At 58.6% G+C, this 25271-nt stretch carries 18 protein-coding genes and 6 tRNA genes; 15 read left to right on the plus strand and 9 right to left on the minus strand.

The window, feature by feature from the left end; all coding sequences use genetic code 11:
- Positions 1–40: 40 nt before the first annotated feature.
- The 3 genes from ACEVBK_RS09950 (at position 41) to ACEVBK_RS09960 (ending at position 2098) form a co-directional block, all read left to right on the plus strand.
- Positions 41–454: an NfeD family protein gene (locus ACEVBK_RS09950; RefSeq protein WP_375058445.1), complete on the plus strand. Its 414-nt coding sequence runs from the start codon at positions 41–43 to the stop codon at positions 452–454.
- 13 nt (positions 455–467) lie between these two features.
- Positions 468–1421, plus strand: a complete 954-nt coding sequence (locus ACEVBK_RS09955) for an SPFH domain-containing protein (RefSeq protein ID WP_375058446.1) — start codon at positions 468–470, stop codon at positions 1419–1421.
- 404 nt (positions 1422–1825) lie between these two features.
- Positions 1826–2098 (plus strand): YebG family protein, encoded by a 273-nt coding sequence (locus ACEVBK_RS09960; RefSeq protein ID WP_375058447.1) that lies wholly within the window; start codon positions 1826–1828, stop codon positions 2096–2098.
- A gap of 8 nt (positions 2099–2106) precedes the next feature.
- Here ACEVBK_RS09960 and ACEVBK_RS09965 read toward each other — a convergent pair whose 3' ends face one another.
- Positions 2107–3894, minus strand: coding sequence for an ABC transporter ATP-binding protein (locus tag ACEVBK_RS09965; RefSeq protein WP_375058448.1), 1788 nt, complete (start codon positions 3892–3894; stop codon positions 2107–2109).
- A gap of 75 nt (positions 3895–3969) precedes the next feature.
- Between ACEVBK_RS09965 and ACEVBK_RS09970 the strand changes: the two genes are divergently transcribed.
- The 8 genes from ACEVBK_RS09970 to ACEVBK_RS10005 all read left to right on the plus strand — a co-directional run bounded on the left by ACEVBK_RS09970 (position 3970) and on the right by ACEVBK_RS10005 (position 16837).
- Entirely contained in the window at positions 3970–4428 is a 459-nt protein-coding gene (locus tag ACEVBK_RS09970; RefSeq protein ID WP_375058449.1) for a GAF domain-containing protein, read from the plus strand.
- Between the two features lie 87 nt (positions 4429–4515).
- Complete coding sequence (gene proQ, locus ACEVBK_RS09975; RefSeq protein ID WP_375058450.1) at positions 4516–5061, plus strand: RNA chaperone ProQ; 546 nt, start codon at positions 4516–4518, stop codon at positions 5059–5061.
- A gap of 10 nt (positions 5062–5071) precedes the next feature.
- Positions 5072–7078, plus strand: coding sequence for a carboxy terminal-processing peptidase (gene prc, locus ACEVBK_RS09980; RefSeq protein WP_375058451.1), 2007 nt, complete (start codon positions 5072–5074; stop codon positions 7076–7078).
- A 77-nt stretch (positions 7079–7155) separates the two neighbouring features.
- Entirely contained in the window at positions 7156–9765 is a 2610-nt protein-coding gene (pepN, locus tag ACEVBK_RS09985) for an aminopeptidase N (RefSeq protein WP_375058452.1), read from the plus strand.
- Positions 9765–9986 carry a DUF2835 family protein gene (locus ACEVBK_RS09990; protein WP_375058453.1) on the plus strand — a complete coding sequence of 74 codons (222 nt, stop codon included), beginning with the start codon at positions 9765–9767 and terminating at the stop codon, positions 9984–9986. The genes pepN and ACEVBK_RS09990 overlap by 1 nt, the downstream gene beginning before the upstream one ends.
- 317 nt (positions 9987–10303) lie before the next feature.
- Entirely contained in the window at positions 10304–15139 is a 4836-nt protein-coding gene (locus ACEVBK_RS09995; RefSeq protein ID WP_375058454.1) for an NAD-glutamate dehydrogenase, read from the plus strand.
- Positions 15140–15196: 57 nt separating this feature from the next.
- On the plus strand, positions 15197–16204 hold the full coding sequence (pyrD, locus tag ACEVBK_RS10000) for a quinone-dependent dihydroorotate dehydrogenase (protein ID WP_375058455.1): 1008 nt from the start codon (positions 15197–15199) through the stop codon (positions 16202–16204).
- Positions 16205–16300: 96 nt separating this feature from the next.
- Positions 16301–16837 carry a cell division protein ZapC gene (locus tag ACEVBK_RS10005; RefSeq protein WP_375058456.1) on the plus strand — a complete coding sequence of 179 codons (537 nt, stop codon included), beginning with the start codon at positions 16301–16303 and terminating at the stop codon, positions 16835–16837.
- 82 nt (positions 16838–16919) lie between these two features.
- Here the strand turns inward: ACEVBK_RS10005 and ACEVBK_RS10010 are convergent.
- From ACEVBK_RS10010 to ACEVBK_RS10035, 6 genes are all read right to left on the minus strand, one after another.
- Positions 16920–16996, minus strand: a tRNA-Met gene (locus ACEVBK_RS10010).
- Positions 16997–17033: 37 nt separating this feature from the next.
- Positions 17034–17110, minus strand: a tRNA-Met gene (locus ACEVBK_RS10015).
- 37 nt (positions 17111–17147) lie between these two features.
- Positions 17148–17224: transfer RNA gene (locus tag ACEVBK_RS10020), tRNA-Met, on the minus strand.
- 37 nt (positions 17225–17261) lie between these two features.
- Positions 17262–17338: transfer RNA gene (locus ACEVBK_RS10025), tRNA-Met, on the minus strand.
- A gap of 37 nt (positions 17339–17375) precedes the next feature.
- A tRNA-Met gene (locus ACEVBK_RS10030) sits at positions 17376–17452 on the minus strand.
- 47 nt (positions 17453–17499) lie between these two features.
- A tRNA-Met gene (locus ACEVBK_RS10035) sits at positions 17500–17576 on the minus strand.
- Between the two features lie 181 nt (positions 17577–17757).
- On the opposite strand from ACEVBK_RS10035, the gene rlmKL reads away from it, so the two are divergent.
- The 4 genes from rlmKL (at position 17758) to rmf (ending at position 22478) form a co-directional block, all read left to right on the plus strand.
- Entirely contained in the window at positions 17758–19878 is a 2121-nt protein-coding gene (gene rlmKL / locus ACEVBK_RS10040; RefSeq protein WP_375058457.1) for a bifunctional 23S rRNA (guanine(2069)-N(7))-methyltransferase RlmK/23S rRNA (guanine(2445)-N(2))-methyltransferase RlmL, read from the plus strand.
- A complete protein-coding gene (locus ACEVBK_RS10045) occupies positions 19875–20105 on the plus strand; it encodes a glutaredoxin family protein (RefSeq protein WP_375058458.1) in 231 nt (76 codons plus the stop codon). The genes rlmKL and ACEVBK_RS10045 overlap by 4 nt, the downstream gene beginning before the upstream one ends.
- Entirely contained in the window at positions 20102–22009 is a 1908-nt protein-coding gene (locus ACEVBK_RS10050) for an ABC transporter ATP-binding protein (protein ID WP_375058459.1), read from the plus strand. Before ACEVBK_RS10045 ends, ACEVBK_RS10050 begins: the two co-directional genes overlap by 4 nt.
- Positions 22010–22301: 292 nt before the next feature.
- Positions 22302–22478 carry a ribosome modulation factor gene (gene rmf / locus ACEVBK_RS10055; RefSeq protein WP_202083970.1) on the plus strand — a complete coding sequence of 59 codons (177 nt, stop codon included), beginning with the start codon at positions 22302–22304 and terminating at the stop codon, positions 22476–22478.
- Positions 22479–22541: 63 nt separating this feature from the next.
- Here rmf and fabA read toward each other — a convergent pair whose 3' ends face one another.
- Entirely contained in the window at positions 22542–23072 is a 531-nt protein-coding gene (gene fabA, locus ACEVBK_RS10060; protein ID WP_375058460.1) for a 3-hydroxyacyl-[acyl-carrier-protein] dehydratase FabA, read from the minus strand.
- A 92-nt stretch (positions 23073–23164) separates the two neighbouring features.
- Positions 23165–25123 (minus strand): Lon protease family protein, encoded by a 1959-nt coding sequence (locus ACEVBK_RS10065; RefSeq protein ID WP_375058461.1) that lies wholly within the window; start codon positions 25121–25123, stop codon positions 23165–23167.
- Positions 25124–25271 lie beyond the last annotated feature (148 nt).

Below are 25271 nucleotides of genomic sequence, written 5' to 3' on the forward strand. Positions count from 1 at the left end.
AACGCTGTGTTTCGTTTGTATCCTGTTCCGGAGGTCGCCCTTGCTCGCCTGGCATTTATGGCTGATTGCCGCCCTGTTGTTGTTGCTGCTGGAATTACTGGGCACCGGTTTTTTCGCCTTCGCCATGGGGATAGCGGCGCTGGCGGCCATGGTGGCGGCACTGTTTGACGCCAGCACGACCTCACAATGGTTTACCTTCGCCATCGCCGCCGCCCTGCTGGCCCCCCTGCTGAAGCGGCTTTTTCGCCGTTATGCCCCTTCCCGGCGCACCAGCTTCCTCGCCGGCGAGAGCCGCCGGCAGCAGGGAGAGTTGGTTCGATTGCCTTCCGGTGAGTTCCGGTTAAAGCTTGAAGGCGATTTGTTTCTGGTCCGCAGCGAGTCGGGGGCCCCCTTGACCGCCGGCGCCCGAGTCTGCATTCGCCGTTTCGATGGCATCACCGCCATCATTGATTAGAGAGGAAGCTCCAATGGATGCCATGTTAATCATTGCCCTGGTCTTTACCGTCGTCATACTGGCCCTGATCGTCAAGGGCCTGATGATAGTGCAGCAATCGGAAGCTGTCGTGATCGAACGTCTCGGCAGCTATCAGAAAACCCTGGCCCCGGGAATCAACTGGATCATCCCCTTCGTGGACAAGCCCCGTTCGATCAAGGTACGGCGCTACCAGGCCATCGGTGGGGAGAATGTCCCCATAGTCCAGGAAGAAACCCGTATCGATCGGCGTGAAACCGTGCTCGATTTCCCCGGCCAGTCGGTAATCACCGCCGACAATGTCAGCGTCACCGTCAATGGCGCCCTCTATTTTCAGGTCATCGATCCGGAACGGGCCGTCTACCAAACCGAAAACCTGATCCAGGCCATCGAGATCCTGGCCAAGACGTCACTGCGTTCGGAAGTCGGCAAGATGGAGCTGGACAAGCTGTTCGAATCCCGCCAGGAAATCAACGACAAACTGCAGATAGTGATGGACGAAGCCGGCAACAAGTGGGGAGTCAAGGTGACACGGGTCGAGATCCAGGACATCACCATTCCCGCCGAGGTGGAAGATGCCATGCGCAAACAGATGGCCGCCGAGCGGGAACGGCGGGCGCTGGTGCTGCGGGCCAGCGGCGAACGGGAAGCCGCCATCGCCAAGGCGGAAGGGGAGAAGCGCTCCAACATCCTGGTGGCGGAAGGGGAGAAAGAAGCGGCCATCCTGATGGCCGAGGGCCAACGGCAGGCCATCGACAAGGTTCTCGCCGCCGGCAATGAAAAGCTGGATCCACAGCTGGTGATCGGTTATCTGCTGGGCTTGGAATATCTGAAAACCCTGCCCGAGATCGGCAAGCAGGGGGATCGCATCTTCCTGCCCTATGAAGCCAGCAGCGTACTCGGCGCCGTCGGCAGTATCGAAGCCTTGCTGAGAAATACGCCCAAGTAAGGCCGGACGACAGAGGAGCCAACGAGCTCCTCTGTTCATTTGGCCATATTTTACATAATCTTCCTCGGCGCGAACCGGGGTCATTGCTGCCAGGCAGAAGCCTCTCGAGCAGGGCAGATTTCATGACACCGCCCCCAAAAAAAGCCAGGTACAAAATCCGTGTACCTGGCCTAGGGGAATGGCTCATATGCTGAGCCGTGCGCTAGTGAGAAGGCACCAAAGGTGCGCTTCAACCTAAACTATTGGCCAGAATCCCACAGCCTGCCAGCCGCAGGCCAAAAAAGTTGCCCGGTTCCCGATGATTGAGCCGTTTTACTGCCCCGATACCGGTTGTCGCCCAGAAGGGACTTGCAACCGGCCCCGCATCATATTACTGTATTTATATACAGATATGGGAGTCAGTTATGGCAGTCACGATACAGTACCTGGTAGTCAGAAACGGAATCGAAAAAATGACCTTCACCAATAAGAAAGACGCGGATGCCTACGACCGCCTGCTTGAATTGGCCGAACACCTCGACGCACTGCTGGCTTCGGGCCCGGTGGCCCTGGGCGAGGAAGATCGTGAGGCTCTGGCCCTGTTTCTGGCCCAACATCAGGACCGGTTGAGCGGGCCCAAGAAAACACCAGCCAAAAAAGCGGCCAAGCCGACCGCCGAGATCAAAGTCGTTGCCTGAGGACAGGTTCAGTAATACAGGGTACGGTACAGCCCGGGCCGCTCCAGCAGTTCGTGGTGGGTACCGGACTGGCTGATTTTTCCGTCTTCAAACACCAGCACCCGATCCGCCTGGCGCACCGAACTGAGCCGGTGCGCCACTATCAGCGTCGTGCGGCCCCGCAGAAAACTCGCCAGCGCCTGGTGCAGCTTCTGCTCGGTTTCCGTATCCAGCGCCGAGGTGGCTTCATCCAGAATGACGATGGCCGGGTTCTTCAACACCATGCGGGCAATGGCCATGCGTTGCTGCTGACCGCCCGACAGCCGTACGCCCCGTCGTCCGATTTCCGTGTCCAGCCCCTGCTCCATGGCGGCAACCACCTGGTCCAGCTGCGCCACCCGCAGCGCCTGCCACAGGGCGGTATCATCGTGTCGGTCGCCCATGCTTAAATTGGCCCTGATGGTATCGTTGAACAATAGCGGTTGTTGCAGCACGGTGGCGACATGTTCACGGATGGTGGCAAAACCGATATCACCGCTGGGGACACCACCAAAGCGGATATCACCACTGTCGGCCGGGTAGAGGCCGAGCAGCAGCTGAATAAACGTCGATTTGCCGCCACCGCTGACCCCGACCAACGCCACCTTTTCCCCGGCCCGGATATGCAGGCTGACATCATCCAGCACCTTGCGCTCGCCGTTGTAGGAAAAACTGAGTCCCTTGACCTCTATCGGCAGGGTAGTCGCATCTTCGAAGGGATTGACATGCCCATGGGATTCGGGTTCTCCCCCCAGGGCCAGCATCCGGTTGATACGTTTGAGTGCCGCGCTGGCGGCATAAAAGGAATACTGCATATTGAGCAGATCCTGCACCGGCCCCATCATGAACCACAGGTAACTGAACACGGCAAAGATCTGGCCCACGGTCAGATCCGTATAGAGCACCATGATCATGCCGACCGCCCGGAACAGCTCCACCCCGGACAAGAACAACAGAAAACTGGCCCGTCCAGCCGCTTCGCTTTTCCAGGCATAGTCGATGGCGGTATCCCTTACTCCCCGGGCCTTGTCGATAACCCGCAACAGATAGTGCCGTTCCCGGTTGGCCGAGCGGATCTCATGAATGCCGTCCAGGGTTTCCACCAGCGCCTGCTGGAACACCTCAAAGGCGCTGTTTTCGTTACGCTTGAGGTACTTGACCTTGGCGCCCAGGCGGCTGGAGAAGTAGACCACCACCGGATTGAGCAGCAGAATAAAGAGCCCGAGCTGCCAGTTGATCAGCAGCAGTACCACCGCCGTACCCACCACGCTCAGCAAGCTGATCAGCAACCGGCTCAGGGTCTCACCGAGAAATTTGTCCAGGGTTTCCACATCGGTGACGTAATGGGAGCTGACACTGCCGGCACCAATGGACTCAAAGGCACGCAGTGGCGTTTTCATCAGTTGCCGGGCCAGCCGACGGCGGATCTGAAAGGTCAGGTGTTTGGCCACCCGGGCGAATTGCTTGCCTTGAATGATATTGAACACCAGCGCCAGGGTACGCAGCACCAGGGTGATCACCAGTATTGCCAGAATGTAGCCGACGCCCTGTTGCCAGGCCGCTGGCAGCAAGTGATCCAGTCCGGCCAGCAGGGTGCCGGGGCTGTCCAGTAGCACCTCGTCTACCAGCAACGGCATCAACAGCGGTACCGGTACTGCCAGCAGGGTGCCGATCAGGGCAAACAGGTGGGCATAAATCAACAGGGTGCGATGGCGCTTCATCATATGGATAAGGTCCGGCCACTGCAAAACCGGGGTCTTCAGGTTTTTTTTATCCATCAATCACCATCATCGGGTTTTCATTTGGAGAAAGGGCAGGTAAGTTAGGCAAAAATAAACGGTGTTTTCTCTTTTATGTCTGAAAAATCTGCATTTTATCAAAGCCTCACCGCGCAGGCACTGGCTCTGTGCGAAGGGGAATCCAACCGCATTGCCAAGCTAGCCAATTTGTCCGCTCTGCTCAACCTGGCGCTGAACGATATCAACTGGGTCGGTTTCTATCTGCGTGAGCAGGAGACCCTGGTGCTCGGACCTTTCCAGGGCAAACCGGCCTGTGTGCGCATTCCGCTGGGTAAAGGCGTCTGCGGTACCGCCGCAGCCACAGCCGAAGTGCAGCGTGTAGCCAATGTACATGAATTTGCCGGCCATATCGCCTGTGATGGAGCCAGCAATGCGGAAATCGTGCTGCCCCTGGGGCAGGGGGATGACATCTGGGCCGTACTGGATATTGACAGCCCGGTGTTCGGGCGTTTCGATGAAGAGGATGAAGCTGGTTTGAGGCTATTTGTGGCCGCAGTGCTGCCTTTGCTGTAACGCCGGGGTCGCTTTTGTCAGCGTGCCCTTTATAATGTGATTGTTTCAATGGGCGGTGCGCCCTTAGGTCTTAACCCAAGGTATTTCATGGAAAACTCGGAAAAACTAAAAAACAGTAAAGAAGTCATCGCCTACCTGGCGGAGAACTTCCCCCAGTGCTTTGTTGCGGCCGGTGAAGCCAAGCCACTGAAAATCGGCATTTTTCAGGATTTGGCCGAACGTCTGGCCGAAGATCCCAAGGTGTCCAAGACGCTGCTGCGTACCGCTCTGCGTCAGTACACCTCCAGTTGGCGTTATCTGCATGGCCTCAAGGCCGGCATGAGCCGGGTCGATCTGGATGGCAACCCCTGTGGTGAGCTGACCCAGGAGCATATTGATCACGCCAAGGGTGCGCTCAAGGAAAGCAAGGACAAGGTCTTCGGTGCCCGAAAAGAGAAACCCGCCGCCAAGAAACCACGCCCCAAGGCCCGCAAGGTCGATCCGGCGAACTTGTCCGTGGAACAGAGTGTCAAAGTATTGCTGGGCAAGTCTCCGGTTCCCGCTACCATTAAAGAAGTAACCCGGGACGATGTCCAGGTGGAGCTCAAAACCGGTCTGTCGGTGCGCGTCAAGTTTGATCATCTTATCCTCTAAGGAGTAGGGTTTGACCAGTCACGGAATTCGTTTGTCTCTGGTGGCCGCCGGTATCATGGCTGCGGGGATAGCCTGGGCGGTGCCTCCGGCCATCGACGCCTCGGCGATTCCCGTTTTAGCACCGGAAAGTCAGCATGCGGCCGCCAGCAAGCGGATTACCGCGCTGTTCACCCGCTCCCATTATCAGCAGTTTCAGCTGGATGATGCCTTTTCGGCGGAAATTTTCGATCGCTTTATCGAAAGCCTGGACTTCGGCAAGAACATCTTTACCCGGGATGATATCGCCCAATTCGAACGGCACCGTCACAGCTTTGATGATTTGCTCAGGGCCGGTCGCCTCGATACGGCTTTCGAGATGTACAACGAAAGCCTGCAACGCCGCTACGAACGCTTGGCGTATGCACTGTCATTGCTCGACACGCCGATGACGTTCGATGGTGACGAGCAATATCAGTTCGATCGCACCAAGGCCGACTGGCCCAGGGATGGCCGTGAACTGGACGAGCTGTGGCGTCAACGGGTCAAGTTCGACGCCCTGAGTCTGGCCCTGGCCGACAAGGACTGGGATGAGATCAAGGACACGCTGGCCAAACGTTACAACAATGCCATCAAGCGCCTGGCTCAGAGCGAAAACGAAGATGCATTTCAGAGTTTTGCCAATGCCTTTGCCCGTGCCATCGAGCCTCATACCAGCTATCTCAGCCCGCGCAATGCCGAACGCTTTGAAACCGAGATGAACCTCTCGCTCGAAGGCATCGGTGCCGTCCTGCAGGCCGAAGACGACTACACGGTGATCCGCTCGCTGGTGCCGGGCGGCCCGGCCGCCAAGTCCAACGAGCTGCAGCCCGATGATCGTATCATCGGGGTCGGCCAGAGTGCCGAGCAGATCACCGATGTCATCGGTTGGCGGCTGGACGAAGTCGTGGACCTGATCAAGGGCCGCAAAGGCACCAAGGTCTGGCTGCAGATCCAGCGTGGCCAGGCGGTCACGACCACCCCGAGGATCATCGAGCTGATCCGCGATACGGTGCGGCTGGAAGACAGGGCCGCCAGCGGCAAGGTGCTGCAGGTCGACGGCGAGGCGATCGGAGTGGTCAGTATTCCGAGTTTCTACGTCAACCTGAGCGTGGATGTGGCCAAGGAAATCGACAAGCTCAAACAGCAGAATATCAAGGGCCTGGTGATCGATCTGCGGACCAATGGCGGCGGCGCCCTGACCGAAGCCTCGGCCCTCACCGGGCTGTTTATCCAGGGCGGTCCCGTGGTGCAAATCCGCGACGGCCTGGGTCGGATCTCGGTCAATGGCGATGAGGACAACCAGTTGGCCTACGATGGTCCCATGGCGGTATTGGTCGATCGTTATTCGGCCTCAGCCTCCGAGATCTTCGCCGCGGCCATGAAGGATTATGGTCGGGCCGTCATCCTGGGCGAGAATACCTTCGGCAAAGGTACGGTACAACAGCATCGCAGCCTGTCACGCATTTACGACCTGTATGAAAACCCCATGGGATTTGTCCAGTTCACTATCGCCAAGTTCTACCGGATCAACGGCGGCAGTACCCAGAACAGGGGCGTAAAACCGGATATCCCGTTCCCGACCGCCATTGAAGCCGAGGGAACCGGTGAAAGCATGGAGAAAAACGCGCTGCCCTGGGATCAAATCTCCAGTCTCGAGTTTGACCGACTCCATGATCTGACGCCCCTGCTGGGCAAGCTCCGTCAGCGTCATCAGTCCAGGATCGAGCAGGATCCGGAGTTCACCTACATCTTTGAAGACATCAAGGAATACCAGAGGCTGAAAGACAAAAGCGCGGTTTCGCTCAATCTGGCCGAGCGCAAGGCCGAGCTGGATGAGCAGGATGCCAAATCCCTGGCACGACTGAACGACAGGTTGCGCCGGGCAGGAAGGGATACCGTTGACTCGCTCGACAACGCACCAGGTGACTTCGAGCCCGACGACAGCTACCTGAAAGAAGCGGCACGCATTACCGCCGATCTGGCCAAGCTGCTTGGCTGACTGCCTGCCCGGCCCGGTTTTCCGGCGCCGGGCTTTCTTATTAAAGCCCCTCAGATGACTTTAACGAGATCCCCGCTATGACCCAAACAAAACCTCAAGTGCAATATCGCGAAGATTATCAGCCACCCCATTACTGGATTGACACCCTGGATCTGGATGTCCAACTGCACGACAGTGCCACCGAGGTGGTCGCCATCAGCCGTATCCGGCGCAACGGTGAGCACAGCGAGCCCCTGGAGCTGGACGGCGAGCAACTCGAATTGCTGCAGGTAGCCATCAACGGGGTGGAAACCTCTCAGTTCCAGCAAACCGGGAGCGGGCTGGTGTTGAGCCAGGTGCCGCAGGAATTCGTGCTGACCATCAGGACCCGCATCAATCCGGCCGCCAATACCGCACTGGAAGGACTGTACAAGTCGGGCAATGCCTTTTGTACCCAGTGTGAAGCCCAGGGCTTTCGGCGCATCACCTACTATCTGGACCGACCCGACGTGCTGGCCCGTTTCAGTACCCGCATCACCGCCGATGCCGATATTTATCCCTATCTGTTGTCCAACGGCAATCGGGTGGGGCAGGGCAGGCTCGACGATGGTCGCCACTGGGTGCAATGGCAGGATCCTTTCCCCAAACCGGCCTACCTGTTCGCTCTGGTGGCGGGAGACTTTGATGTGTTGCGTGACAGCTTCACCACTCACAGCGGCAGGGAGGTGGCACTGGAGATCTATGTAGACAAGGGGAATCTGCATCGGGCCGGGCATGCCATGAATAGCCTCAAGGCTTCCATGTCCTGGGATGAGCAGCGCTGCCACCTGGAATACGATCTCGACGTCTACATGATAGTGGCGGTGGATTTCTTCAACATGGGGGCCATGGAAAACAAGGGCCTGAACGTCTTCAACGCCAAGTTCGTGCTGGCCGATGCGCACACCGCCACCGATAACGATTACCTGGATATCGAACGGGTGATCGGGCATGAATACTTCCATAACTGGACCGGTAACAGGGTTACCTGCCGCGACTGGTTCCAGCTGTCCCTGAAGGAAGGGCTGACGGTATTCCGTGATCAGGAGTTTTCTTCGGATCTGGGGTCGCGCACGGTCAACCGCATCCGCAACGTGCGTATCATTCGTGGCCCGCAATTTGCCGAAGATGCCGGCCCCATGGCCCATCCCATCCGCCCGGATGCGGTGATCGAGATGAACAACTTCTATACCCTCACCGTGTACGAAAAGGGCTCGGAAGTGATCCGCATGTTGCATACCCTGCTGGGGGAGCAGGCTTTCCAGCGCGGACTGGCCCTGTACCTGCAGCGTCACGATGGCGAGGCCGCCACCTGCGATGATTTCGTGGCGGCCATGAGCGAGGCCAGCGGACGGGATCTGACCCGCTTCAAACGCTGGTACAGCCAGTCAGGCACCCCGGTGCTGACGGTAACCGACGACTATGACGCCACCCGGGAGCGCTATACCCTGACCGTGCGCCAGCATACCCCGTCCACCCTGGATCAGCAGGAAAAACTGCCGCTGCATATTCCGCTCAGCCTGGCGTTGTACACCGCCCAGGGCGAACCGCTCACGCTAATGGCCGAAGGTTGCTCGGTGGGGCCGGTACTGGATGTTATGGAGGCGGAGCAGCAGTTTGTATTCGACCAGGTTCCCTCCCGGCCGACCCCGGCCCTGCTGCAGGGGTTTTCCGCCCCGGTCAAGCTGAACTACGGCTACACCGATGAGCAATTGGCATTGCTCGCGCGTTGCTGCCTCGATGAGTTCGTCCGCTGGGATGCGGTACAGATGCTGATCAACAAGACCGTCCTGGCAAACCTGGCCCGGACGACGCAATGCCCAGACACACCGACGCTGCCTCGCGCTCTGGTAGAGGTGTTTCGTTCTATCCTGGAAGATGCCGCGCTGGACCGGGCATTGAAGGCCGAAATGCTGACCCTGCCCGATCTGGGCAGCCTGCTGGAGTTGTTCGAGCAGGTCGATATCGATCGGCTGGCCCGGGTGCATGACAGCCTGCAACAGGGGCTGGCCGAAGCGCTTCATCCCCTGTGGCAACAGGCCTACGAGGACAACCTGACCCCCGCATATCGCATCGAGCATCAGGACATGGCCCGCCGTGCCCTGAAGCACGTGGCCCTGGGCTATCTGGCGCTGACCGGGGACGAGACCCTGGTACAACAGCAGTATCAGCAGGCCGACAATATGACCGATACGCTGGCGGCCATGAAAGGGGCGGTGCGGGCCGGGCTGGACTGCGGGAAGGCCATGCTGGCCGATTTTGAAAACAAATGGCGCCATGATGGGTTGGTACTGGACAACTGGTTCCGGCTGCAGGCCACTGCGCCGGGAGAGGGGACGCTCGAACGGGTAAAAGACCTGATGCGGCACCCGACCTTCAGCTTGAGCAATCCCAACCGGGTGCGAGCCCTGATCGGGGCTTTCGCCAGTGCCAACCCGGTACAGTTCCATCGCCGCGACGGGGCCGGTTATGATCTGCTGGTATCGGTGCTGGAGCAGCTCAACCACAGCAATCCCCAGGTGGCATCGCGGCTGGTCACTCCGCTCATCCAGTTTGCACGGCTGGATGATACCCGGCAGGGCATGATCAGGTCCCGGCTGCAACGGCTGATGGCCTTGCCGGAGCTGTCCCGGGATCTGTTTGAAAAGATAAGCAAGGCCCTGGCCTGATGCAACGGTTGCGCTTTCGTCTGGCTATTTCCAAGGCGCAACTGCTGCGTTATTACCAGGGGCAGATCGCCGCCCTGTCGGTCAATACCGAGCAAGGGCTGCGGCTGCAGGTGGCCTTGCATCATTTTCGCAGCTTCGTGGGACACGACGGTTTGAACGGTTATTTCGAAATCGAACTGAATGATCAAAACCAACTGCACCGGTTGAGCCGGCTGCCATAAGTACCCATGCCATTGCATATAAAAAGCCCTGGATGCGGGCTTTTTATCCTATTTACTCGGCAATTGCTGATAATTAATAAGCTCTCCGCCTAACTATTCAAAATTAGATTGAAACAATTCATTTACCTTTAGCGGATTCTGTTGTGAAAGTATTTTCATGCATTGTATATATTCCGCTCACAAGTGACCTGGTCGATATTTTCAGACCTTTTTTAACTGCTTCGCTCGCATTCCAGATAGGCCAGGCTTAAACTGGGCCGGTCCCGTTGGGGCTCCACTCCCCATGGTTATTGCCTGTACCCGAGGAACACTACGCCATGACATTCAAAGACGCAGCAACATCCGTTTTGCTTGAAAACGTCAATCAATTGGTAGAAGACAAATTTGCCGATCATACCGCACCACTGGTGAATACTTTCGTCAGCAAGCTCTACGGCAGTATGACCCACGATGACCTGAACCACCGTAATGACAGTGACTTGTATGGTGCCGCCATCAGCCTGTGGAACGCGTTTGAAAACCGCGTCGATCAAACGCCCTATGTTCGGGTATACAATCCCGAGCTCTCTCGCCATGGCTGGCAGTCTCCTCATACCATTGTCGAGCTGATTATCAAGGACGCCCCTTTTCTGGTGGACTCCATTCGCATGGCGCTGACCCGGCTGGGTATTACCTCGCACCTGATGCTACACCAGCCCATGCACCTGATCCGTAATGAGCAGGGAAAACTGCAGCGGATCCTCGGCCGCCAGGAGCAGGAACAGCAAAACCGTGTGGAAACCGCTTTCCTGATCGAAATCGATCGCCAGCCCCAGGCCGAAGCCAGGGAACAGTTGCGCGATGAACTGCTGTCGGTGGTAGAAGAAGTCACGATGGCGGTGGTCGACTGGCAACCGATGGTGAACCGGCTCGGTGACATCATCAAGAGCCTGCCCAAGCAAGCGAAGGAAGCCAACCCGGATGATCTGAAAGAAACGCTGGCCTTCCTCAGTTGGGTAGCGGATCACAACTTCACCCTGATGGGCTACCGCCGTTACAACGTATCCGCCATCGAAGGCGACTACGAGCTGGTGCCCGAACTCGAATCCAGCCTGGGATTGATGCGCAAGGCCCAGCAGACCGACGGCCTCAGGCTCAGCAGCCTGACCGCCACCGCCCGGGAGGCCGCGCTCAGCAAGGATATTCTGGTACTGACCAAAACCAATCACAAGTCCCGGGTGCACAGACCGGCCTATATCGACTACATCGGCGTCAAACGTTTCGATAATAAAGGCAAGGTCATCGGTGAAGACCGTTTTATCGGCCTCTATGCTTCCAGCATCTACAACACCAGCGCCATGCAGATACCGCTGATTGGCGCCAAGCTCAAGCGCATCATCGACGCGTCCGGCCTCGAGCGTGGCTCCCATGCCTACAAGGCGTTGCTCAATATTCTGGAAACCTACCCACGGGATGAGTTAATCCAGGCGACCGAGAAAGAGCTGCTCGATATCGGCATGGGCGTGCTCGCCATGCAGGAACGGGACATGACCCGGCTGTTCGTGCGGCGGGATCTGTTCGGCCGCTTCTTTTCCTGCATGGTGTACGTCACCAAGGAACGTTACAACACCGCCCTGCGGGAAAAGACCCAGCATATCTTCCAGCGTTATTTCGGCTCGGAAGAGGAAGTAGAGTTCACCACCTATTTCTCCGAAGGCGTACTGGCCCGCACCCATTATCTGATCCGGGTGCAGAATAACTCTATGGATATTGATGTGAACGAAATCCAGGCAAACCTGATTGAAGCCGCCCGCAGCTGGGAAGATAAACTCGAGCAGGCCCTGTCCGCCAGCTTCGGCGAGGCCGAGGGTAACCGGCTGAAAAACAAATACCGCAACGCCTTCCCGCGTTCTTATACCGAAGAAGTGATGCCGGGTTCGGCGGTGGCCGACATCGAGAAACTGGAAGCGCTGAACGACAATCATAAGCTGGGCATGCTGTTCTACCGTGCCCAGGAAGAAGAGCGCGATTCAAACCGGGTACGCCTCAAACTCTACCATCGTGCCGAGCCCATCCACCTGTCCGACGTGCTGCCCATGCTGGAAAACATGGGGCTGCGAGTTATTGGTGAGACTCCCTATGAAATAGACTGCGCCGGTGAAACTTTCTGGATCCTCGATTTTTCCATGCTCTACACCGGTGGTCCGCTCGATCTGGATGCCAGCCAGGAGCGATTCCAGAAAGCCTTTGCCCAGGTATGGAGCAACGAACTGGAAAGTGACGGCTTCAACCGCCTGGTACTGGCGGCCGGCCTTTCCGGTCGTGAGGTCAGCGTGCTGCGCGCCTATGCCAAGTACATGCGCCAGACCGGAGTCAGCTTCAGCCAGAGCTATATTGAAGAAACCCTGTCCCGTTATCCGGAACTGGCCGGGCTGCTGTTCACCCTGTTCCAACGCCGCCTGTCACCCAAACTCAAGCAGGATCCCAAGCAGATCCAGAAACTGCATCAGCAACTGATCGAAGGGCTGGACAAGGTCGCCAACCTGGATGACGACCGTATCATCCGCCGTTATATGGAAATGATTGAGGCCACCCTGCGGACCAACTTCTACCAGCCGGCGGCAGACGGCAGTGACAAGCCTTATATCTCCTTCAAGATGGCGCCGGAATCCATCAGCGAGATGCCGCAGCCCCTGCCCAAGTTCGAGATTTTCGTGTACTCGCCGCGAGTGGAAGGGGTGCACCTGCGCTGGGGCAAGGTTGCCCGCGGCGGCCTGCGCTGGTCCGACCGTCGGGAAGATTTCCGTACCGAGGTACTCGGTCTGGTCAAGGCCCAACAGGTGAAGAACACCGTGATCGTGCCGGTGGGTGCCAAGGGCGGTTTCGTGTGCAAACAGCTGCCGACAGGCGACCGCGCGGCCTTCCTGAAAGAAGGGCAGGCCTGCTACCGCCTGTTCATCCGCGGCCTGCTGGACGTGACCGACAATATCATCCAGGGCGAGGTGATACCGCCGAAAAGCGTGGTGCGCCACGATGAAGACGATTACTACCTGGTGGTAGCGGCCGACAAGGGCACGGCCACCTTCTCCGATATCGCCAACGAAATCAGCGCCGAATACGGCCACTGGCTGGGTGATGCCTTCGCCTCCGGCGGCTCGGTGGGCTACGATCACAAGAAAATGGGCATCACCGCCCGCGGCGCCTGGGAATCGGTGAAGCGCCACTTCCGTGAAATCGGCATCGACTGCCAGCAAACCGACTTTACCTGCGTCGGCGTCGGCGACATGGCCGGCGACGTATTCGGCAACGGCATGCTGCTGTCACCCCATACCCGCCTGGTGGGCGCCTTCAACCACCTGCATATCTTTATCGATCCCGAACCGGACGCCGCCAGCACCTTCAAGGAGCGTGAGCGTCTGTTCCACCTGCCCGGATCGAGCTGGGAAGACTACGACGCTTCCCTGATCTCCGAAGGCGGCGGTATCTTCCTGCGCTCGGCCAAGTCCATCAAGCTGAGCCCGCAGATGAAAAAACTGCTGGGCACCCAGAAGGCCAGCCTGACCCCGACCGAGGTGATCCGTCACCTGCTGATGGCCGAGGTGGATCTGCTGTGGAACGGCGGTATCGGCACCTATATCAAATCACGCCGGGAAACCGACGCCGACGTGGGCGATCGCGCCAACGATGCGGTACGGCTCAACGGCGAAGAGGTACGCGCCCGGATCGTGGGCGAGGGCGGCAACCTGGGCTGTACCCAGTTGGGCCGGATCGAATATGCCAACCGTGGCGGCCGGATCAACACCGATTTTACCGACAACGTGGGTGGAGTGGATTGCTCCGACAACGAGGTCAACATCAAGATCCTGCTCAACGCCCTGGTCGACAAGGGCGAGCTGACCAAGAAACATCGGGATCAGATGCTGTACGACATGACTCAGGACGTGGCCGGCATCGTGCTGACCAACGCCTATCGTCAGTCCCAGACCATCTCCATTACCGAGCACCGTGGTGCCAGCCCGCTCAAGGAACATCAGCGCTTTATGCAATGGCTGGAGCGGGACGGCAAGCTCGACCGAAACCTGGAATATCTGCCCAACGACGAAGAGCTGGCCGAACGCATGGCCGCCGGCAAGGGCCTGACCCGTCCCGAACTGGCCATCCTGGTGGCTTACGGCAAGATGGTGCTGAAAGAGCTGCTCAATGTGCCCGAGCTGACCGACAATGCCTATATCGCCCGCCTGCTGCCGACCAGCATGCCGGCCCAGCTGGTGGAACGGTTCGGTGAGGCCCTGATGGACCATCCGCTGCGGGGCGAGATCATCGCCACTCGCCTAGCCAACATCATGGTCAACGACATGGGCTTCAACTTCGCCAACCGGATGCAGGATGAGACCGGCGCCAGCATGAGCGACATCGCCATCAGTTTCATGATTGCCCGGGAAGTGCTCGGCATGGACGAGCTGCTGCGAGACATCGAGGCCCTGGACAACCAGGTGCCGGCCGAGGCTCAACTCGATATGTTCTACCAGGTACGGCGCATGGTACGCCGGGCCACTCGCTGGTTCCTGCGCAGCCGCAACCGCAACCTGGGTATCGAGGAAACCATTGCCCAGTTCAAGCCGGCTTACACCACCCTGGCGGAGCACCTCTATACCGTGATGATCGAGGCGGAAGTGAGCGAGCATCAGGCCGCGGTTGCCCGCCTGGAAGAGCAGGGGATTCCGCGCTCGGTGGCACAGCGAGTGTCCCACATGAGCAGCCTGTTCTCCGCGCTGGACCTGGCCCAGGTGGCCGCCGAGCAAGAACGGGACATCCGGGTGGTGGCCGAGCTGTATTTCCACCTCGGTGCCGAGCTGGAGCTGCACTGGTTCCTGGATCAGATCAACCAGCAGGCGGTGGGTAACCACTGGCAGGCCCTGGCCCGTGCGGCTTTCCGCGAGGATCTGGATTACCAGCAACGCAGCCTGACCTCGGTCGTGCTGAAAAACTGTAAAGCGCAGGATGAATGCGCTAGTATGCTCGACCAGTGGCTTAATGAGCATGAGCAGCTGCTGAATCGCTGGCGTCACCTGTTGGCCGATTTCAAGACCTCCGGCAGTCATGAATTCGCCAAGTTCTCGGTCGCCCTGCGCGAGCTGAACCTGCTTCATCTCAACTGTATGAATGCCGTATAACGGTGTACAACGCAAAAGCCCCGGCCATGACCGGGGTTTTTTTATGAGGAAAACAACGTGTATTCACTGGCTAAATCCCTGCTTTTTCAATGCGACCCCGAGCATGCCCATGAATTGACCATCAAGGGGTTGGCCAAGACCCAGCATACCCCGCTGGCGACCCTGTACCGCCGGCCATTGATCCAGAACCCGGTTCAACTGATGGGCCTGACTTTTACCAATCCGGTGGGGCTGGCGGCGGGCCTGGATAAAAACGGCGAATGCATCGACGCTTTCGCCGCCATGGGATTCGGTTTTATCGAGGTGGGCACCGTGACTCCGCGCCCCCAGGAGGGTAACGAAAAACCCCGGCTGTTCCGGGTAAAACCGGCGGAAGGCATTATCAATCGCATGGGGTTCAACAATAAGGGTATCGATTACTTAATCGAAAACGTGAAGCAATCCCGTTACCAGGGTGTGTTGGGTATTAATATCGGCAAAAACAAAGACACTCCCATTGAGCAGGGCAAGGATGATTATCTGTTCTGCATGGAAAGAGCCTATGCCCATGCCGGCTATATCGCGGTCAATATTTCCTCGCCCAATACACCGGATCTCCGTTCCTTGCAGTATGGCGATGCCCTCGATGATTTGTTGTCTTCGCTCAAACAAAAGCAACGGCAATTAGCCGAGCAGCATCATAAACAGGTGCCGCTGCTGGTCAAGATCGCGCCGGATCTGACACCGGAGGAAATAGAACAGATTGCCGACAGCCTGGTGCGCTTTGAAATAGACGGCGTCATCGCCACCAATACCACGCTGGATCGTTCCTTGATCTTCGATCTTCCCCATGCCTACGAGGCGGGGGGGCTGAGCGGCCGACCGGTCCAGGCCAAGAGCACCCAGGTGATTGCCGAGCTGGCCCGCCGCCTGAATGGTCGCCTGCCCATTATCGGGGTGGGGGGAGTCGACTCGCTGACCTCGGCCCGGGAAAAAATGGCCGCCGGGGCCAGTCTGGTACAGGTTTATTCCGGCTTTATCTATCACGGGCCGGGCTTGATCCATCGTCTGGCAAAGCATCTTTAATTGTACCTTGTCAATGAAAGTTTGCCCCCGGCACTAAAATACAATATATATTAGAGTGTTGGGGGATAAACTTTTTTTTCACAAGGTGTAATCCGGATGCTGCTACAACCAAACGACAGCTGGCGCTGGTTTCTCGGAGAAGAGCGGCGCCTGATGCTGGATTTAGGGGAGGAAATGTTATTCGCCACCCCTTATCTGCAAAAACAGCTGGTATGCCCCGAAGGCATGAACCAGTGTTTTTCGGTGGAGGATACCGGCCTTTACTATAGCTTTATCGATAAGCTGAGTACTGTTTCCGCACCTGCCCAGCGGGTTCAGGCTGCCCTGAACGGGGTTGCCGTAACCCGCTTTTATAAGCCATTAATGCCACAGAGCTGGTTTTTCACTCAGCAGGCGGATTATCACCATCCCCAGCTGGGCGAGCTGATAGGGCTCGATGTCCTCGGCGAACGTCTGACCATGATGACGGTGGAAACTTCTGCTTCCGCATCGGTATGTATTTCACTGTCGGCGCCGGTGCTGTTGAATGACAGCAAACAGTTGCCAACCTTCGGTGCCATCAAAGTAATGAACGATCGAATTATCAGTCTTGAAGAAGTCAGTCAGGAAAAAGATATCAGAAGGGTAGGGTAGCCGCCAAAAACAGCCAAAAAAATGGGTGCGAATCAATCCGGTAAAACAGGGGAGGGTATTGCAATTGTGCCGTTCGCTAAGTTGGTTGCGGGAGCCGGATTTGAACCGACGACCTTCGGGTTATGAGCCCGACGAGCTACCAGGCTGCTCCATCCCGCGTCCGATACTTGACGTATTGCCGTGTTCTTCATCAAGTTGGTTGCGGGAGCCGGATTTGAACCGACGACCTTCGGGTTATGAGCCCGACGAGCTACCAGGCTGCTCCATCCCGCGTCCGATACTTGACGTATTGCCGTGTTCTTCATCAAGTTGGTTGCGGGAGCCGGATTTGAACCGACGACCTTCGGGTTATGAGCCCGACGAGCTACCAGGCTGCTCCATCCCGCGTCCGATACTTGACGTATTGCCGTGTTCTTCATCAAGTTGGTTGCGGGAGCCGGATTTGAACCGACGACCTTCGGGTTATGAGCCCGACGAGCTACCAGGCTGCTCCATCCCGCGTCCGATACTTGACGTATTGCCGTGTTCTTCATCAAGTTGGTTGCGGGAGCCGGATTTGAACCGACGACCTTCGGGTTATGAGCCCGACGAGCTACCAGGCTGCTCCATCCCGCGTCCGATACTTGACGTATTACACCTTACTGGTATTGCTTTCCGAGAACTGGTTGCGGGAGCCGGATTTGAACCGACGACCTTCGGGTTATGAGCCCGACGAGCTACCAGGCTGCTCCATCCCGCGTCCTCAGGCTGCGTATACTAGTGATCTGCATCACTGAACGCAAGGGCTTTGCCAGGACTTTATTCCGGTTGCGTAATAATGCCGCTATATGTCTATCTTCCACGCAACCTGGCGGCAATTTTTACAGACCGACCAAGGTTTAAGGTATAATACCGCCTTCTTTTATCAGACAAGCCTGACTATGCTGCCGTTTTTTGCTACCTGCCCCAAGGGCCTGGAATCCTTACTCACCGACGAACTGCACAATCTGGGAGCCACCGAGCTTCAGGAAACCGTGGCCGGCGTGGCCTTCAAGGGTGAACTGGCCACCGCCTATCGTGCCTGTATGTGGTCCCGGCTGGCCTCGCGCATCATGCTGCAACTGGCCGACTTCGCCATGCGCGACGACATGGACCTCTACCTGGGGGCGGCCAATATCGAGTGGGAGCAGCATATTCAACCGGGCCAGACCTTTGCGGTGGACTTCTCCGGCGGCAACAATGCCATCACCAATACCCAATACGGTGCGCTCAAGATCAAGGACGCCATCGTCGACCGGCTCACCAAGCGGCGAGGCGAGCGACCGAGCGTCGACAAGCGGGCACCGGATATCCGTATCCTGGCTCACCTCAAGCGCAATCAGCTCAGTATCACCCTGGACCTGTCCGGCCCGGCCCTGCACCAGCGAGGCTATCGCCAGCAGGCCGGGGAGGCGCCGCTCAAGGAAAATCTGGCCGCGGCCATCCTGCTGCGCAGCGGCTGGGATAAAAGCTCCCCATTGGTCGATCCCATGTGCGGTTCCGGCACGCTATTAATAGAAGCGGCGCTGATGGCCGCCGATCAGGCCCCGGGTTTGCTGCGCCCGCGCTTTGGCTTTATGGCCTGGTCCGGCCATGACGATGCCCTGTGGCAGCAAGTCAAGGCCGAAGCCACGGTGCGCGCGACCCGGGGGCTGAAACAGGCGATACCGCATTTATATGGCTTCGACCAGGACCAGCGAGTACTGGGGTTTGCTCGTGACAACGCCGAGGCGGCCGGCATCGGGCCGCTTATCCAGTTCGAGCAGGGCAGCGCCGAAACGCTGACCAATCCCGCCGAACAGCCGGGCTGGCTGATCTCCAACCCGCCTTACGGTGAGCGCCTGAGCGAATTTCCCTCCTTATTAGGGTTGCATCAGCGTCTGGGTGACACACTGCGTGACCAGTTCAAGGGCTGGCAGGTGAGCCTGATTTCCAGCTCGCCCGAGCTGCTGAGCTGCCTGCGGTTGCGGCACGAAAAAACCTACAAGCTGTTCAACGGCGCCCTGGCCTGTGAACTGCGCAACTACCGCATCGCCGAAGATGCCAGGGCCGCCCGCCCGTTGGCGGAAGACTTTGCCAACCGTCTGAGCAAGAACATCAAGGCGCTGGAAAAGTGGGCCAGAAGCGAACAGATCGACTGCTACCGGCTGTACGATGCCGACCTGCCCGAGTACAACGCCGCCATCGACCGTTACCGGGATCACCTGGTAATCCAGGAATATGCTGCCCCCAAGACCATTCCCGAACACAAGGCTCGCGCCCGCTTTTTCGATCTGGTGCAGGCCACCATGGCGGTGACCGGTGTCGGCGGCGGCAAGGTGGTATTGAAAGTCCGCTCGCGCCAGCAGGGCAAGGAACAGTATGAAAAGCTGGATCGGCGCGAACAATGGATGGAAGTGCAGGAGCATAACGCCCGCTTGTTGGTGAACCTGTACGATTATCTGGATACCGGACTCTTTCTGGATCACAGGCCGATCCGCAAGCGGCTGGGGGAACTGGCCCGGGGCAAGGACTTTCTCAACCTGTTCGCCTATACCGGTACCGCCACCGTGCACGCCGGCCTGGGCGGCGCCAAATCCACCACCACGGTGGACATGTCCAGGACCTATCTGGCCTGGGCCGAGCGCAATATGCAACTCAATGGCCTGCGCGGGCGGGCGCACCAGTTCATCCAGGCCGACTGCTTGAGCTGGCTGAGTCAAGCCGGGACCAGCCAGTCCGGCGCCGATTACGATCTGATCTTCGTCGATCCGCCGACCTTCTCCAATTCGAAGCGGATGGAGGACAGCTTCGACGTACAGCGCGATCATATCGAGTTGCTGCACCTGCTGAGCAAGCGGCTGCGCCCCGATGGTCTGCTGATCTTCTCCAACAACAAGCGCAATTTCAAAATGGATCTGGATGCCCTGGCCGAGCTGGGCCTGAGCGCCACCAACATCAGCAAGGCCAGCCTGCCCAAGGACTTTGCCCGCCACCCGCAGATCCACAACTGCTGGGAAATCCGCTGGAGCCCGCAAGCATGATGACGCTGTTTTCCACCAACGGTTGCCACCTGTGCGAACAGGCCTGGGCCCTGCTGGAGCAAACCGGCCTGGCCAACGGCACCGAGCAGAAAGACATTATGGACCACGAACAGTGGCTGGCGGCCTATGCTGTCCGTATTCCGGTATTGCACCGGCAAGACGGTGCCGAGCTGGACTGGCCCTTTACCGCTGCCGATATCATCGAATTTAGCCGAGTAGAATCATGAGTTTGCTAACCCTGCAAAACGCCCAACTGGCGTTTGGTGATGCCCCCTTGCTGGACGGGGTGGAATTGAATATTCAGGCCGGTGAGCGGCTCTGTATCGTTGGCCGCAACGGCGCCGGCAAGTCGACCCTGATGAAGGTGATCGCGGGCGACATTCAGCTGGACGACGGCCGCCGTCAGTTGCAGCAAGGCATCAATATCGCCCGCCTGGAGCAGGATCCCCCCAAGGTCGACGACGATCAAACCGTGTTCGACTATGTGGCCGGTGGTCTGGCGGAACTCGGCGAGCTGCTGGCCGCCTACCACCATCAGTTGGAGCGGGTCAGCCACGACAGCTCCGACAAGGCCATGAACGAGCTGATGCGGTTGCAGGAACAGGTGGAGCACGCCAACGGCTGGCAGTTCGATACCCGTATCAACCAGAGCCTGACCCTGCTGGGCCTGAACGGCGACACCCGGCTCAACGACCTGTCCGGCGGCTGGCTGCGCAAGGTGGCCCTGGCCCGGGCGCTGGCCAACGATCCGGACATCCTGCTGCTGGACGAGCCCACCAACCACCTGGACATCGATGCCATCGCCTGGCTGGAAAGCTTCCTGATCGATTTTCGCGGCGCCATCGTCTTTATCAGCCACGATCGGGCCTTTATCCGCAAAATGGCCACCCGTATCCTGGATCTGGACAGGGGCCAGCTCTCCAGCTGGCCGGGCAATTACGACGACTACCTGGCCAACAAGGAAGAAGCGCTACGGGTAGAAGCGGAGCAGAACGCCCTGTTCGACAAGCGCCTGGCCCAGGAAGAAGCCTGGATCCGCCAGGGCATCAAGGCCCGCCGCACCCGTAACGAAGGCCGGGTACGGGCACTGAAGGCACTGCGCAACGAGCGCAGCCAGCGCCGGGAAAGCCTGGGCAAGGTCAGCGTCACCCTGGACGACGTACGCCGCTCCGGCAAAATCGTGTTCGAGGCCGAGCAGTTGGGCTTCGCCTACGAAGGCAAGCCGCTGCTTAAAGACTTTTCCGCCCTGGTGCAGCGCGGCGACAAGATTGCCCTGGTCGGTCCCAACGGTTGCGGCAAGAGTACCCTGATCAAGCTGCTGCTCGGCAAGCTCGAGGCTCAGCACGGCAGCCTTAAATGCGGCACCAAGCTGGACACGGCCTACTTCGATCAGTACCGGGAACAGCTGGATCCGGAGCGCTCGGTGATGGACAACCTGGCCGACGGCAAGCAGGAAGTGGAAGTCGGCGGGCGCAGCCGCCATGTGCTGGGGTATCTGCAGGATTTCCTGTTCGAACCCAAACGTGCTCGTACCCCGGTGAAGGCGCTGTCCGGCGGAGAGAAAAACCGGCTGCTGCTGGCCCGGCTGTTCCTCAAGCCCAGCAACCTGCTGGTACTGGATGAACCGACCAACGATCTGGACGTGGAAACCCTGGAGCTGCTGGAAGAACTGCTCGCCGACTATCAGGGCACCCTGCTGCTGGTCAGCCACGACCGGGACTTTATCGACAACACCGCCACCCATTGCTGGCTGTTCGAAGGTGAAGGCAAAGTCAGTGAATATGTCGGCGGTTACCAGGATATGCAGTTCCAGCGGGCACGCCAGGCCGAAGCGGCGGCGCCAGCCAGGGAGAAGACGGAAAAGCCCGCTGCCAAGGCGGAGAAACCTGCGCTCAAATCCGGCAAGAAGCTGTCGTACAAACTACAGCAGGAGCTGGACGGACTGCCCGTCCGCCTGGAGCAGCTGGAGCAGCAGATCGCCACCCTGCAGGAAGAAATCAACGCACCGGACTTTTTCAGCCGGGCGGAAACCGAAACCCAGCTCAAATTGCAGCAGCTGGCCGAGACGGAAACCGAACTGGAACTGGCTTTCGCCCGCTGGGAAGAGCTGGAGGAAATGGCGGCCGGCTAAGCCGCCTGTTTTGAAGCGGTTCCCCAAGGCGCTATGCCGTTGGTTTTGGCATGGGGTCAGGCGGGGGCCGCATTTTCATCCAGCGGCGACGGGAGCACGGCACCAGTGAGCCACCTCACATTTCCGGCTTTTTCCCTTTCATCAAAACTTCATAAATATCAGTCGCTAATCCGCTAAACTGGACTATGATCAGAAATTACTCTTGATCTTGCCTCTCTACTCAACTATTCATAGGGGGCGGTGGTCGCAACGCCACCGTGCACTTTTTGTTGATTAAATGAGGGTTATACCTATGAAGAGACAAAAACGTGACCGTTTGGAAAGAGCGCGTACCCGCGGTTACCAAGCTGGAGTCAGTGGTCGTTCTAAAGAGCAGTGCCCCTACAACGATTTCGATGCCAAAGGTTATTGGCTAGGGGGCTGGCGAGACGCAATGGAAGACAAAGGCTCTGGCCTCTTCATGAAGTAAACAGTTTTCTCCTCCAACAAAAAAGGCCCCGATATTCGGGGCCTTAACGTATCCGTTGTTTGTTCAGAAGCTGGAGGTATCGGTGAAAAGACCGACCTTCAGATCCTTGGCTTCATAGATCACCCGGCCATCCACTTCCACGATGCCGTCGGCGATACCCATGATCAGCTTGCGCCAGATCACCCGTTTCATGGTGATCTTGTAGGTCACTTTCTTGGCGGTGGGCAGGATCTGGCCGGTGAACTTCACTTCACCCACACCCAGGGCACGGCCCTTGCCCGGACCGCCTTTCCAGCCCAGGAAAAAGCCGACCAACTGCCACATGGCGTCCAGCCCCAGGCAACCGGGCATCACGGGATCACCGGGGAAATGACAGTCGAAGAACCACAGGTCGGGGGTGATATCCAGCTCGGCCAGGATCTCGCCCTTGCCGTGTTCGCCGCCCTCGTCGCTGATGTGGGCGACCCGATCCATCATTAGCATGTTGGGGGCGGGCAGTTGGCTGTTGCCCGGGCCGAACAGTTCACCACGGCTACAGGCCAGCAGTTCGTCTTTGGTAAAGGCGTGCTTGCCCAGTTCTTTCTGTGAAGGCATTTCACTCTTCCTGATTCGAGCAGACCACAATGGCCTAGTTATAAAATTGGCGTCACTTTAGCGAACAGTTGTTAGCCAGACAAGTCCGATCTCTAATTCCGGCGGAACAAACGCCGCAAAAACCCGCTTTCCATGGTATGGCCGTTGAGTTCGTCCAGTCGTTCACGGATACGGCCGAACAGGGTCTCGGGCCTGTCCACATCCCCCGCCGGACAGCCGGTGAGCAGCTCTATGGCCTGCTCGACATGGGCCACCGGGTAGATATGGAACCGGCCGGCGGCGATGGCGGCACAGACCTCGTCGGACAGGTTGAGCTGCAGCCGGTTGCTGGCCGGGATCAGCACGCCCTGCTCGCCGCTGAGCCCCTGGATCTGGCACAGCCGGAAAAAGCCCTCGATCTTCTCGTTGACGCCGCCCACCGGCTGTACGTTGCCGAACTGGTCCACCGCGCCGGTAATGGCGAAGTGCTGGTAAATCGGCTCCCGGGCCAGGGCCGAGAGCAAGGCGCACAGCCCGGCGAGGGACGCGCTGTCGCCGTCGATTTCGTGGTAGGACTGTTCGAATACCAGATTGGCGGAGAGCGGGGAGGGGTGCTCGGAGCCAAACAGGTTGGCCAGGTAGCCGTGGATGATCATCATCGCCTTGGCATGAATATGGCCGGCCAGCTCCGCCTTGCGCTCGATGTCGGAAATGTCGCCGTCTCCCAGGTGCACGGTGGCGGTTAGCCGCACCGGCTCGCCGAAGTCGTAGGGATGGCCCACTATCTGGATCACCGACAAGCCGTTGATCTGACCGATTTCCCGGCCCTGGGTCTGCAACAGGAACTGGCCGTCGCGCACCCCCAAATCCGAGTGTTCCACCAGGAAGCTCAGCCGATAATCCTGCTCCTGCTGGGCCAGTATCACATGGGCTTCGGTAATGAGGTCGCTCTGTTCGCGTTTGGCGATGACATCGGCCAACTGCATCAGGGCGAGCAGTTGGGCTTCCACCAGCGACAACCGGTGCTGGTGTTCGGTGAGCCGGCTGCCGTAGCGGCACAGGCGCAGCATGGCGCCTCCATCCATGTCCAGCAGGTCGTGCTTGCGGCGCAGATGGGCCAGGAAACCGATATAGGAGGGCAGATCCTGCTGGGCATCCCATTCCGGGATGATGTCGGCCCGCAGGAAGGCGAGGGTATCCAGCTCCCGGTCCAGCATATAGAGTTCGGCCACGGCCATGCGATCCCCCACCAGGATCAGGTGGATGTCCAGGGGCGGTGGCTCGGGCTGAAAGTAAAAGGCCGCCATTTCCGCCGGCCGGCTCCATTCCACCCGGCGGGTGACCAGGGCATTCTTGAGGCGGAACCAGAGGTTGGGCTGATCCAGCAACTCTTCGATCGGCACTATCAGGTAGCCGCCGTTGGCCTGGTGGATGAGGCCCGGCTCCAGCAGGTGATGGTGGCTGAACACCGAGCCCTGCTCGGTCTGGAAGTGGATAGCCCCGAACAGCTGCTCGGGGCTGAACTGGCGGGCATAGACGATGGGAATGGTGCTGTCGTGGCGGTGCACCATCAGGTTGATAAGAATGGGGTGGCTGAAGCCCTCGCCGGCGGCCACATGCTGGGACAGCAGCGACAGGTAATCGGCAATTTTTTCGTCCTGGCCCTGCTTTCTCAGGATCCGCTCGACAATATGTTCCGCTTCCAGGTGGCGGGAAGACAGCTCCAGCAATTGGCCGACCAGCTCGCAGAACTCGATGCCGGTACCGGCCTTGAGCCTGAGCCAGATCGGTTTTTGCGGGTGGTGCAGGTTTTCCGCGTAGCAGAGGTCGAACAGGTCCGCATGATTGGCATGTTTTCTGACCAGATCCTGCACCAGCTCTTCGTAATCCACCCCCGGGAAGCCGTTCAGCAGCAGCACCGGGTTGGCGGCATTCAGCCCCGACAGGGTGGCGAAGGCAGAGTCGGCCCGGGCTTGCAGCGCGCTGAACGGCAGGGGAGTGGCGGCATTCAGGGTAGTGAGCTCAGGCAGGGCGAAAGCAGGATTCAATTCGGCAGGACTCAGTGGTTGCACTCGAAAACTCATCAACTTAGGTAAATTGCAGCCAGTATACTTGAGCCGGCCGGCAGGTCGAGTCTCTGTGTAAAAATCTGTGCTTCGCTGTCGTGTAATCGTCATCCACCGGTCACCACCCCGTCATCTTCACCCTCGACCATGGGCC

Origin of the sequence: Zobellella sp. DQSA1 (assembly GCF_041950555.1) — a bacterium.
Classification (GTDB): Bacteria; Pseudomonadota; Gammaproteobacteria; order Enterobacterales; family Aeromonadaceae; genus Oceanimonas.